We start from the raw sequence: 11886 nt of genomic DNA, 5'->3' as shown, positions 1-11886 counted from the left end.
CTATTTATTTGCCGCCATCAGACGATTGACTTCACTGCGCACCATATTGGCGAATTCCGGAGGCGACATGCCGTCCAGTTCCGCACGCACCCACTCGGCCCACTTGCCCTTGCGCTTGGAACGCTCACCAAACAAACGGGCAGCCTCACCCTTGGCCTTGCCCAGATTGTTCTGCCACAGTTCGAACAGTCGGGATTTTTCGTCTTCCAGTGCAGCGCGCTCGGCCAGGGGTTTGTCAGCCAGATTGAAGCTCATGGGGAATTACCTGTTGCGTAAATAGGCGACATCTTACACCTTGCAGGGAAACGTCTTAACCCCGATTGAGTTTGGATACTGCGATGATTGCCCAAGGCTGCAACTTTCGCTCAAGCGTCACACTCAATTGTTCATCGCCATCCCCCAGGAGCCATTCGATGCCTCGTAAAAACACCGAGCAAGCAAACGGAGAGCAAATCAAGGATCAAGTGTTCAGCGAACTGAAGGTCCTGATCGAAGAGTCGGAAAAGCTGCTCAAGAGCAGCACAGCGCTGGTCGGCGAAGACGCCGAGAACCTGCGGGGCCAGATCACCCAGAAACTGCAACTGGCCCTGGATTCGCTTGCCAGTGCGCGCGAACGCACCCGCCCCATGGTCGATGCCACCGAAAACTACATTGGCGGCCACCCGTGGCAAACCGTGGCAATTTCCGCCGGCTTCGGGCTGGTGGTGGGCTTATTGCTCGGACGGCGCTGACCCGCCACACCTGAGGAGCAGGGCTCGCTTCCACAAGGACAGCGTTCTTTCAGACACACCACCAACCCTGTGGGAGCGAGCCTGCTCGCGATGAGGCCAGTGCCTCCAACATCACCGATTCAGGCAGAACGCTATCGCGGGTAAGCCCAGATCCTACATCCTGGTTATACGCCCGCAAGCTCCCGCAACTGCGCCATCGTCTGCTCATCCAGTGCAATCCCGCTCTCATTGGATTGACGACGCTCGCGATGCCGACGATCCCCTGGCAGCCGTTGCAGGCCCACCCCCTGCATTTGCCTGACCAGTTCCTGGCTGCGCTCGGCGAAGTCCTGCCCGGCGGCCTTGCTCGGGTCGATCACGATCAGTAACTGGCCGGTCCACGGCGTCTTGGCACCCGGGTGGTTGTTCCAGTCGAATTCGAAGGAAAAATTGCCTCCGGTCAGGGCGGCGGCCAGCAACTCGACCATCATCGATAACGCAGAGCCCTTGTGCCCGCCAAACGGCAAGAGCGCGCCCCCTTCGAGAATCGCCTTCGGATCGCATGTCGGTCGGCCCCGGCTATCCACCCCCATGCCCGGCGGTAACAGCTCGCCCTTGCGGGCAGCGATCTGCACGTCACCGTGGGCAATGGCGCTGGTTGCCAGGTCGAAGACAATCGGCTCGCCACCGGCCCGAGGCGCGGCGAAGGCAATGGGGTTGGTGCCGAACAACGGACGATCCGCGCCATGGGGCACCACGCAAGTCATGCTGTTCACCACGCTCAGCGCCACCAACCCTTCGTAGGCAAACGGCTCGACATCCGGCCAGAGCGCCGCGAAGTGGTGCGAGTTTCGGATAGCCAGTACCGCGATGCCGGCACTACGGGCCTTCGCCACCAACAATGGACGCGCGGCGGCCAGGGCCGGTTGGGCGAAACCGTTACCGGCGTCCACCCGGACGAACCCTGATGCGATGTCCTCGACCACCGGCACTGCCTGGCCATTCACCCAACCGCTCTTGAGCGTCGAGACATAGCCGGGAATGCGAAAGACCCCATGGCTGTGGGCACCGTCGCGCTCAGCGCTGGCGCAATTCTGCGCCAGGGTCCGGGCGACTTCGGCCGAAGTGCCATGCCGCAGGAAAATCTTCTCCAGCAAACTCACCAGGACATCGTAGGACAGGGGGCCGGAAGCGGTGTGATCGGATTGCGCAGACATCTGAAGCTCCAGAGTGATTGTTGGAGGTAGCAACAGCGTTAGAGAAACCAGCCCGGTGATTAACACTGCTTCACGAATACGCTGTCAACCTTCGCGCAGACAGGCCTGAAGGCCCTGCAGCTTGACAGCTCCGGAACCTGGCGTGCGGTAACTATGTACCACCCTTGCCTGTTCACTCCCCCCTAGCCTGACCGCTTTTCATTGGAGTGCCGCCTCGCGGCGCCTTGACCGAGAAGCGACGATGACCACCGAAACCACGCCACTGCTGTTTCCCGAAGTACTGGGGGCCACCCGCCTGGCCGAACTGATCTCACCCGACGGATTGACACAGCAGGACCTCGACTGGCTGCACCACGCCGCGCTGCCCAGCCACACCCTACGCGCCGCGCAGACGCCCCCGATGACTGCCGAAACCCTTCGGTTCGAAGTCGAGGACAAGGCCCCGATCCCACTGGCCGGCTGCTTTGCCCTGTCCGCCCTGCCAGAAGCCGGTACATCGAACGACAAGCCTGCGTTTCTCTACACGCCCTGGCGTGGTATTGAAAAATTCGACAGCCTGGAATCTCTCGAAACGAAGATCAACGAAATGCTGGCGATCCCCGCCGAGCGAGACGCTTTGTTCCAACTGCTTTCAATCTCTCAACGGGCCGAACTGAACGGCGCGACTACCATCGTGCTGACCCGTAAACCAATTGAAGGTGATGTCTTCAGGTCTCAGGTCGAATCCATCGAGCACACTCAAGCCCTCAACGGGCACCTGTTGGTGAAGCAGCTGATCGCACTACCCTCGCTGAACCGGATGCTCGACGAGATACTGAACGAAGTAGCCTCGAACTTCGACCATCGGCATACCCGGGTGGCCATCAGCACTCACGGCAGTCCGGGCGAGTCCAAGACCCATAAAGTAACCAGAATCCTGTCATTGGCCGACGCGATCCTGGTCTACTTTCACCATCAGGGACGCCCCTACGGACATGACGTCGAATTCGTGCACCCTGAAATAACGGCATCGCCCGGTAATTCGCGGGAGTGGGAAAGCCTGCTGAGGGTCACCGCCGCAAGCCTGATTCCCCGGCTTGTCGGCTGCATCGAGACGTACTGGGACGCCAGCGGCCCTTTTCATGCGCCACGCCGGTCGTTTCTTTCCCAGGTGCTCAGCGATGCAATGCGAGCGGACATCCTGATCAAGCGGGAACAACGACAACTGACGGCTACGCAAAGCCGGGAGCTGCTGCGGCTGTTCAGGCCTTCCCGCCCGGACGAACCGCTGCAGTTCATCGAAACGATTCGTCTCTGGGAGTACGCCCCGCTGTACGTAGAGCTTGCGGGCTCATTGATGATCAGCGCCAAAGGGCACTACCTCTATACACCCAGCCAGGGCGTGCAGGTCGTCGAGGATTATCTGGGTTTCAAGCACGCGCTGTTCGATACGCCAGCCAGCACCACGCGAAAGGAAGCGTTGTACGGTCTCATGAGCCTGGAGGAGCGCAACCGTTTCTTGCGCTTCGACGAACCACAAGTGTCGGGGCATCCGGTGGCCTTGCCGGTATTCGAGTCCCTGGCGAACTCAATCATTGCCAAACAGATCAACAATCTCCATTACACCTTGGAAATGTCCCGCCAGGACAAAATGAACGTACATGCCCTCGTCGACAAGGCGTTGGACATACGGACCCTGGTCGACAAAAGCCTCCTGAGGCATCAAACCAGCGGTCATTGGGGCACCCGGCCAGCGCTTCATGGAGACTTGCGCCCATCCAGTCTGATGGCCGATCAGTTGGAAAGAAAAATCAAGACTTATGCCAGCGTCGAGGACGCTTTCAATACACTGTTCGGCCAACTGTCGGTCTCCACTGACCTCTCCCTGCTCAAGGAGTTGAGAGGTTTGCGTTCGAAACTCACCAACGTATTCTCCGTCGGAATACGCGCCGAGGCTGAGCTACGGGAGCTTGACGGCACACTGGCGCCGGCTGCCCACGACCTCATCGGCAGCGTTTTCGCCTACGACCCCGATTACCCGGACCGTGATCAACGTATCGGCGTCAAAGGCTTTCGGCCAGATGTCTACGCCTTGAGACTCAGTTGCATCACTGAAGACCAGACGACGTCCCTTCCTGTCGCCAATTGTTTTTTTCTGACCGAACGCGGAGGCCTGGACACGCCTTATTCAGGCCTGGCGATTCTCTGGACACCTTCGGATGGGCTTCAGGTTTTTCCCTCCGTCGAAATCGCCACCCGGGAAATCAACCGGTACCTGCTCGACTCCAGAAAACGCTTCAGCCTGTTGGTCAACCTGCCCCCTGCTCAACGCAAGCCCCATGGCCGATATCAGCTCGAGGCATTTGAGCTGATCGAGGACAACGTGCTGTTGAACCGGATGAACTCCTTCATCCATTTTTTCGAGGCCGAGCAAGGCTACTTGAGCACATTGAAAAGCGGAGACTGGCAACTGACCGGGCAGGCTCTTGCAAAGAGTCTGAAATCCCTGGTGAACAAAGGCGCTCCCACCAACCTTCCGCGCGCGATACGTATTGCCCAGGCCGACAGATGGCGACAGAAATTGCCCGCCTGGCTCGGCTCGGCCTCTCTTGAAGATCAACGCCTGCACGTTGATCTGCTGGAGCAATACAGGAGCAACGTGAGCGACGGCAAAGACTATCTGGACGGCATCGAGCCGCTGCACACGTATGCGTACAAAAAACTGAAAACACTGCTGAATGCGCGCTTTGCCGAAAACGACCTGGACCCGGCCACACTTCAGATCACGCCGAACCTGGCACTCGCAGGCCCTGCCAGTCCGCTGACCGATTTCGCCTTGAATCACCTCGAGTCAACCCAAAGGACCGGATTCACGGTGTCCTCTACTTCCCGGCAAACATTGCCTGAGCGCCTCAACGAAACGACCGTCAAACAGATGCAACTGTCACTCGATATCGCCACCTCGTATAAGCAACACGTCCAGGAAAAGCTTTCCGGCAAGGGCGTGGACGCCCAATCGAGAAGGCAGCGTTTTCGCCGTCAATTACCTTGGCAACTGTTGCAATACGCCCACGCACGCCATTTGCAACAATACCTGTCCCCTTCCGCATTCGATCTGATCCGCCAGGTACTGGACATGCCGGACGCCATCGCGCGTCAGGCCGTGAGGGGGGCGAATGCGCTGATTCGGCCATTGGAGCTGATCAAAACCGACGGTGCCACGGCCATCAAAGCCCTGGGACTGTACCTGATCGGATCGAGCACCGATGCGAAAGCGCCCCACGTGCTGTACTCGCCTTACCTAGCAGGCCCGGCCCTTACCGAGTTCAAAGACGAAGCGAGCCTTATCGCTGCGCTCAACCTGCCGGGAGCGCTTCAGGATCTGGTGATCAATCGGCTTCCCGCGAACCAGCAAAGTCTATTCAGGAACCTGTTCGCCTCTACAATGGGACAGCGCTCGGAGATCACCCTGGCCTCCAATCCAATTCGGGGAAACCTGTTCGATGCGTTGTTTGACGACAATGTGCAGGTGTTATCGGACTTGTTGACTACGCAAACCGACAGCAAGCGTCAATTCGACTGGGAAACGGTCCTGCATGTATTCAGCTCCGGAGTGAAGTTCGCAGGACGGCACCTGCCGGGCAAACTGGCGTTTTTCGAGACCCTGTGGGAGAGCTACCAGGATTTCAAAGCGTCTGCCGAGGCCTTGCAGCAACATGACTGGAAGACTGGCATGCATGATTTTGTCGCCGGTGCGGCAGAAATGGTGTCGCTGGGCTTTCTCAATCGCGACGACACGTTTGGTCTGCTCGATCCAGTCTCGCCAACCGCCTCCGTAGCGGCCCCCGCCAGTTGGCCGGATATCGCGTCCACCGCCCCGACCCGCACCAATCTGCAAGCCTTCGAGGCTACGGACGTCAGCCTGTGCGACCTGCAGCGAAACCTTATCGACGGCACCTACCGCGCCGCCGGGTCCAGCAAAGCGTATGCCTGCCTGGCCGGTAAAGTCTTCCAGGTGGCGAAAGCCAACCAGGTGTGGCGCATCGTCCATGAGAATGGAGAAGGACCGATACTGAAAAAAGCGCCCGGGGGCCAGGAATGGCTGATTGACCCAAATCGACAAACCATTCGTTACGGCAAGGTGATGTCGACCCTGGCAAACTCATATAGCGACTACAAGGCGACCATCTCGCTCAATATCGAAGCCAAAGGTATGACGCAGATACGCAGAAAATATCCTCACTGTGCCAATGCAATCGTGCAGGCACTGGAGACCGCAAGGTTCTATTCATCGAATGCACTGCATAATCTGGGGCAAGCTCGGCGACAACTGGCACCGGGCTCCAGGCTGGACACTTTCCTGAAGCTTTTCTTCGGCGTCAGTCGTGTCGATGCGAACCTGATCGAAAAAATCAATACCGCGATTGCGCCGATCTGCAAGGCATTGGCCGATCCTTCCTGGGAATCGCAGAACGCCGACCGCATCGTGATCGGAAACCTCAAGGACATAGACGACACGTCGACTGCGTTCGTCCTGGGGGCGAAGGCAGAGGGAAGAATCTATTTGACCCAACTGTTCTTCGAGGTGGGGCTGGATCAATACAAGGAGCTGGTCCCGGAGACGTTCAATGTCGATGCTCATGCCCAGGGAGCGACGCTCATCCATGAAATAACCCACCAGCTTTTCGATACCTACGACATTGTCTACCTGGACGCGGCGCTGCCGTTCTACGACCTCATCTCGACAGACTCCGAGCTGGGCCGACTCAAGCAGGATGACCTGAAAGCCCGTCAACTCCACGGATTGTCGCTGACCACGCCAAGGTCCAAGTTATTCATGGCATGGGATCACATCGCTGGCGAGCTCAAGAGCCTGGAACTGTTGCGGCCCTTCAAAGACATGGCCAGCGAAATCCTCAAGGTCACAGGTGCAAAAACCCTGAGCGAAGCCCGTGATATTTTTCTGGACCCCAATTCAGCGGACAAGCGCATCGACGTCATACTCCGAAACGCCGACTCCATGACGTTGCTCATCTGCATGCTGGGGCGTCAGCTCGACCCGCCCGCTCAGAGCCCTGCCGGGGCGTCTTAGCCCACGCCCTGTGGGCACAGTTGATCTTTTTTTCACGGGAACCGTGAGATGCTTCGACGGCACCCTACCGGCGTGGACGCTTTGTGCCAAAAAAACAGGCTCATTTGGCGTGCAAACGTCATAACGACTGTTCTCGACAGGTCATACCGAAGGTTAGAATGCGGCAAACCAGGAAGAGTCAATGACCGAACGAACACTGTCGGAAGCCGAATACGACGCCATTACCGATGCGGCCGCGCACTGGTGCATGCGCATGCATGCTGCCGACTGCACCGATGCCGAACGACTGGCCTTCAGGCAATGGCACGATGCCGATCCCCTGCACGCCTTCGAATACGAAGCCATGCTGGAAATCTGGGATGTCGCCGATCACCTGCCCCGCGTCGAGCCTGCGCCGCCGCCCCCGATGCCCCGGCCTCGGTCGCGCTGGCGTTCGCTGGCCACCGCCGCCGCGGTGCTGGTGGTGGGCCTGCCACTGGCTGCCTACACAGGCTGGAACCTGGGCTGGCTTGCCAATTCCTATGAGCGATTCGAAGCCGACGCAAGCGTTCGCCGCATCACGTTGGGCGACGGCAGTCAGGTCGAGCTCAACCTGGGCAGCGAGCTGGTGTTCGCCAACTACAAGAATGAGCGGCGGGTTACGTTGAAAAGGGGCGAGGCCTTCTTCGAAGTCAGCCATGATACCCAGCACCCATTCATCGTCCGGGCCGGCCAAGGCCAGGTACGGGTGACCGGTACCCGCTTCAACGTATGGATGTATCAGGATCAGGTACGGGTCACACTGGTGGAAGGCTCGGTACTGGTCGCCAGCAACCAGGCACTGACCCAGAACGGTTCGCGGCTCACACCCGGCATGCAGGCAAGTTACAAAGCCGGCGACTTCCAGGCGCAGGTCCGCGAGATCCCCGCCGACGACAACTCATTGGCGTGGCGCAACGGCAAGCTGGTGCTGAATAACCTCACCCTTACCGACGCCCTGCCATTGATCAACCGCTACCTCGACCATCCCGTCATGCTGGCCGATAACAACACCGGAGCCCTGCGTATCGGCGGTATCTACAACATCAGCGAAGTGAAGAACCTGGTGCCTTCGTTACCAAAGGTGCTACCGGTCTACCTGACGCAGAACAAGGATGGCAATCCGGTCCTCAACACCGTCGGTCAACGACCCGCCAATCAGTGAAGAAGCCGCCGTCTCTCCCAACAGGAGCGAGATGGCGGCTTCCGTGCCGATAAGTCCGGCGCCCTCGGCCTACTGCGTAGCCACCCTTCCCGCCTCATCCCGTTCACGGATAATCAGTGCCTGATAGTACGGATCGGCCTTGATCTGCTGTTCGGTAAAGGGCAACACGCTCCATTGTTTCCTGGAGAACGCTTCGGTCTGGTCTGCCGCATGGGGGGATGCGGGGTCGCTGGAGACGGAAAACGCCAGTAATCCTTGGGCCTGAGGGCCTTTGTCATCAAAGGTGACCACTTGCAGGTAACTGGTACCGCCGACCACTTCCCGCTTGCCATTCGCGCGCGGCACACTCTGGATTGCGTTGTAGATCCCCAGTTCCCCCGGCCCTCCATGGATTGGCGTCTGTCGACCACGACTGCTGGCAACCTGGACGTCCTGCCAGCGACTGTCCACTGACAACCCGGCCGCCTTGACCGCATCCGCCGAAGCGAGCATGGCCTTGCGCAACGCCTCGATAACCGCAGGCTGCTCGATCGCCAGGCCTCGCGGGGTCTGTTGTGGGTCTTGGGGATCGAAAGGTACGCGCCAGAAGTCAGGGACAGCCTGAAAGCCCTCCATGATGTGCTGGAAATGAATGAACCCCAATCCGCTATCCAGGCCAGCCGTACGGTCCCAGGCCTTCAGGCGGGTACACACCTGCGCGAGTGCCGCAGCCTCGGGTCCCGGATCAGCGGAGCAGAACCGGAGCAGGTCCGGCATGACCTGATCAGCCAGATAAACCTGATCGTCCATGACCATGCGCTGCAGGTCCTCTACGCGTACCGGCCCTTTCCTGGCCAGCTTGTCGAGTCGGTCCAACGCAAAACGTGCCCGTGGGCCCAGCGGCTGGCCTTGTTGGCTGATCAAGGGCGAATAGCCTGACAAGGGCTGCGAAGGGTTGGTCATCCAGGCCGAATCGTTGGAATTCTGCACGTAGTCGCGGCGCAACAGCTGTGGCTGCCTTTCGGCGGCATAAATGCCTTGCTGCGCCGCTTCGGGATCGATGTCCCAGGCACACTCGCTGCGCGAGCCATCCAATACGATAAGCTTCGAACCGAGCCGAGGGTCACTGCAGCGAGCCAGCTTGTCAGCATCCACGTTCGGCACCACCGACAAGTTCATGTACAGACTCTGCCCGTGGTCGTCCACCGCCAGGGTATTGACCCAGGGAATGCCCTGGATCTCATGGACGGCCGTTTGCAGGTCCTTGAGCGTGACCGCCCGATTCATGGCGTACCACTGGGCCAGCACCCGGTCGTTCTCCAGGTTCGCGTCCCGCAGGCTGTAGGCGAAGCGTCGATCCCAGTCCAGCCGCCCCGGCCATTGCACGACCGGGCCGAACTGCGAGCCGTAGACCACCCGTGAAATCGTCTTCACCTGCCCATCGGGTTGTTTGATGTCCACCGTGACCGCCTGTTGGCTCATCGGAACGGATTTGCCATCGAGCAAATAGCGGGTCGGGTCCTTGGGGTCGAGTTGCAGACGGTACAGGGTGAAATGCTTGGACGTATCGACCGTGTGGGTCCAGGCCAGGTGCCGGCTGAAACCGATGTTGATCATCGGTAATCCCGGCAAGGCAGCCCCCATGACGTCCAGCTTGCCGGGAATGGTCAGGTGCATCTGATAAAAACGCATGCCCCCCACCCACGGGAAATGTGGGTTCGCCAGCAGCATGCCGCGTCCGTTGAACGAACGCTCGCTGCCGATGGCCAGCCCGTTGCTGCCACGCTCCAGGGCAAAACGCTGCTGCTGCAGCGCTGCGACTGAAAAATCGGCCGGGCCACCAATGCTGGCGGCCGCCTGGGGCGGTTGCGCGCCAGCCAGGGCTTCGGCGAACTGGCCAACGCCCCCTTCCACCAGCAGGCGGCGGGTCAACTTGACCAGGTCCAGCGCCGTGATGGGCCGCACCCAGTCGCTCGCGCATTGCTCGGGCAGCCCTTTGGCCCGGCGCTCGGCCAGGGCCCGGTTGTAACCGGTCGCATAGCCCTCGACCAACTGTTGGACCTGGGGTGTCTGGGCCTGCCAGAAGCCGGAGACCGCCTGCGGGGTGTTGAGCCAGTTGAAGAACACGTCGCTTGCGCTGTTTTTGCGCTGTTCCACCGTGACCTGCTCGGGTCCGAAGTAGCGGGAGCGCTGGCCGTTGACTGTGACGATCTCGTTGGCGAGCAGGCAAAGATTGTCCTGGGCATAGGCATAGCCGATGCCGTAACCCAGGCCGCGTTCATTTTCGGCCCGGATGTGGGGGACGCCAAATTGGGTTCGACGGATCTCCGCGCTGGCCTGGCCTGCATCGCCTTGAGCGTTGGCGACCGAAGTGAGCGCCAGGCCCATTCCTAAACATGCGCCTGCAAGACGCAATTTCGATAACTGCCCGGACTTTCTCACGTTCACTCCTGATCGAAAAAACTGCAAGAACCAGGACCGCTCTCCCGATATGACAACGGGGAAAAACATCGGATCCGGCCTAGCCATCCGCATTCACCGTGCACGACCGGGAATGCGCCTCCCCTGGAAACGAACCGGATGAAAAAAAATTAATAGCCTCGCGGTCGCTGGAACACGGGGCTTTGCCGGCATCCCGGTTTTTTTTCACATCCAGGGCTTCATGATTGATCGCCTTCGTTCGTCCTATACAGGAGAGCGTTTGTGACCTTTTCTGATCAGGCTGGTAAGGAGTTTTGCATGCATGACACGCAACTACCCATGGAGGGTAAAAAACCAGGGCCGACCGGCGTCCCGATGACAGCTGCCCAGCGCGTGTTCGCCAGGCCAGCGGAACGAGGCAACAATGAGCACATCAAGCGTTTGCTCAAGAGTTTCGGGCTCAGGACCAGCCTGATTCGCCTCAAGGTCATCGATACGTTACTCACCGCAGCCGCGCAGAACCGGGGCCTGGGTGTGCGAGGCATCCACAGTCAACTGGCGGGACTGGACATTCCATTGTCCTTTCTCAGCGTGCGCGAAGTCTTGAAGCGACTGTGCAGCGAGGGTGTGCTGACGCTGAACCCCGACAAGAGCTACAGCTTGCATGCCAGGGCAATCGCCGTGCTCGAGGCCGGGGAATGACAGTGCTTCGTACAACGCCTAGGCTCTGTACGAAAGGTCTTGAGACGAAGGTCAGGCAAGGCGAAAACAGCCGAGCAAGCGCAGTGTACTGGAGTACATGAGCATTGCGAGGCTGTTTTCAACGCAGCATGAACGAGTATCAAGGCTTTTCGTACAGAGCCTAAGGCTTGACCTTTCGACGCATCACACCATTGACCACCACCACGACGACCGCCACGGCAATGGCGATGTACTGAAACAGCTGTTCGCTGATCATGCCTTTGTTCTGCATCCAGGACAGGCCCAGCATGATTGCAAGGACGACGAGGACGATCAGAATCGAGTATTTCAAACGTTGCGAATGGGTCATTGCCAGTTCCTGAATGTATCCGTTGTATCCGACTGCTTGCCCGATGCATTCCCGATGGCGGGAACAAGAGGCACAGGCGGGGCCCCATGGTACAGCCGAAGGCGCACCTGTGCGCAACCAGGATATTCGGTCGGTTCAATACGGCCTTTCTACCAGCTATCGGATTAATTCCCTTCGTCGCGGCGACACGTCCGCCATTTACGAGCGTTGTTCGTACGACCTTGGGTCCGGTTTCCTTCGCAAACTGAGGCCAG

General features: G+C 59.3%; 8 protein-coding genes. 4 read left to right on the top strand and 4 right to left on the bottom strand.

Going from position 1 to position 11886, the window contains the following annotated elements:
• Window positions 1-255, bottom strand: a complete 255-nt coding sequence (locus LCU97_RS03920) for a hypothetical protein (RefSeq protein WP_053151465.1) — start codon at window positions 253-255, stop codon at window positions 1-3.
• A 158-nt stretch (window positions 256-413) separates the two neighbouring features.
• Between LCU97_RS03920 and LCU97_RS03915 the strand changes: the two genes are divergently transcribed.
• Complete coding sequence (locus LCU97_RS03915) at window positions 414-731, top strand: DUF883 family protein (protein WP_053151462.1); 318 nt, start codon at window positions 414-416, stop codon at window positions 729-731.
• A 164-nt stretch (window positions 732-895) separates the two neighbouring features.
• On the opposite strand, the gene LCU97_RS03910 is transcribed toward LCU97_RS03915, so the two are convergent.
• Window positions 896-1927 carry an Ldh family oxidoreductase gene (locus LCU97_RS03910; RefSeq protein ID WP_232775617.1) on the bottom strand — a complete coding sequence of 344 codons (1032 nt, stop codon included), beginning with the start codon at window positions 1925-1927 and terminating at the stop codon, window positions 896-898.
• A gap of 241 nt (window positions 1928-2168) precedes the next feature.
• Between LCU97_RS03910 and LCU97_RS03905 the strand changes: the two genes are divergently transcribed.
• Together LCU97_RS03905 and LCU97_RS03900 are read left to right on the top strand one after the other, a co-directional pair.
• Complete coding sequence (locus LCU97_RS03905; RefSeq protein WP_232775616.1) at window positions 2169-6998, top strand: dermonecrotic toxin domain-containing protein; 4830 nt, start codon at window positions 2169-2171, stop codon at window positions 6996-6998.
• A 181-nt stretch (window positions 6999-7179) separates the two neighbouring features.
• Window positions 7180-8181 (top strand): FecR family protein, encoded by a 1002-nt coding sequence (locus LCU97_RS03900; protein ID WP_053151455.1) that lies wholly within the window; start codon window positions 7180-7182, stop codon window positions 8179-8181.
• A gap of 69 nt (window positions 8182-8250) precedes the next feature.
• On the opposite strand, the gene pvdQ is transcribed toward LCU97_RS03900, so the two are convergent.
• Window positions 8251-10602 carry a bifunctional acylase PvdQ gene (pvdQ, locus tag LCU97_RS03895; protein WP_456300293.1) on the bottom strand — a complete coding sequence of 784 codons (2352 nt, stop codon included), beginning with the start codon at window positions 10600-10602 and terminating at the stop codon, window positions 8251-8253.
• Between the two features lie 297 nt (window positions 10603-10899).
• Between pvdQ and LCU97_RS03890 the strand changes: the two genes are divergently transcribed.
• Window positions 10900-11283: a fe2+ zn2+ uptake regulation protein gene (locus LCU97_RS03890; RefSeq protein ID WP_053151443.1), complete on the top strand. Its 384-nt coding sequence runs from the start codon at window positions 10900-10902 to the stop codon at window positions 11281-11283.
• Between the two features lie 160 nt (window positions 11284-11443).
• Here the strand turns inward: LCU97_RS03890 and LCU97_RS03885 are convergent, their stop codons facing one another.
• The gene (locus LCU97_RS03885; protein WP_053151440.1) at window positions 11444-11632 is read right to left on the bottom strand and encodes a hypothetical protein; all 189 of its coding nucleotides are present in this window, start codon (window positions 11630-11632) and stop codon (window positions 11444-11446) included.
• Window positions 11633-11886: the final 254 nt, after the last annotated feature.

It is taken from the genome of Pseudomonas uvaldensis (genome assembly GCF_021271205.1).
Classification (GTDB): domain Bacteria; phylum Pseudomonadota; class Gammaproteobacteria; order Pseudomonadales; family Pseudomonadaceae; genus Aquipseudomonas; species Aquipseudomonas uvaldensis.
This window is presented reverse-complemented; position numbering and strand designations above follow the sequence as displayed.

Excerpts from the sequence above, each read along its gene's own strand:
- LCU97_RS03905 (WP_232775616.1), top strand. The coding sequence starts at position 2,169 with ATGACCACCGAAACCACGCCACTGCTGTTTCCCGAAGTACTGGGGGCC.
- LCU97_RS03915 (WP_053151462.1), top strand. The coding sequence starts at position 414 with ATGCCTCGTAAAAACACCGAGCAAGCAAACGGAGAGCAAATCAAGGAT.
- LCU97_RS03890 (WP_053151443.1), top strand. The coding sequence starts at position 10,900 with ATGCATGACACGCAACTACCCATGGAGGGTAAAAAACCAGGGCCGACC.
- LCU97_RS03920 (WP_053151465.1), bottom strand. The coding sequence starts at position 255 with ATGAGCTTCAATCTGGCTGACAAACCCCTGGCCGAGCGCGCTGCACTG.
- LCU97_RS03885 (WP_053151440.1), bottom strand. The coding sequence starts at position 11,632 with ATGACCCATTCGCAACGTTTGAAATACTCGATTCTGATCGTCCTCGTC.
- LCU97_RS03910 (WP_232775617.1), bottom strand. The coding sequence starts at position 1,927 with ATGTCTGCGCAATCCGATCACACCGCTTCCGGCCCCCTGTCCTACGAT.
- LCU97_RS03900 (WP_053151455.1), top strand. The coding sequence starts at position 7,180 with ATGACCGAACGAACACTGTCGGAAGCCGAATACGACGCCATTACCGAT.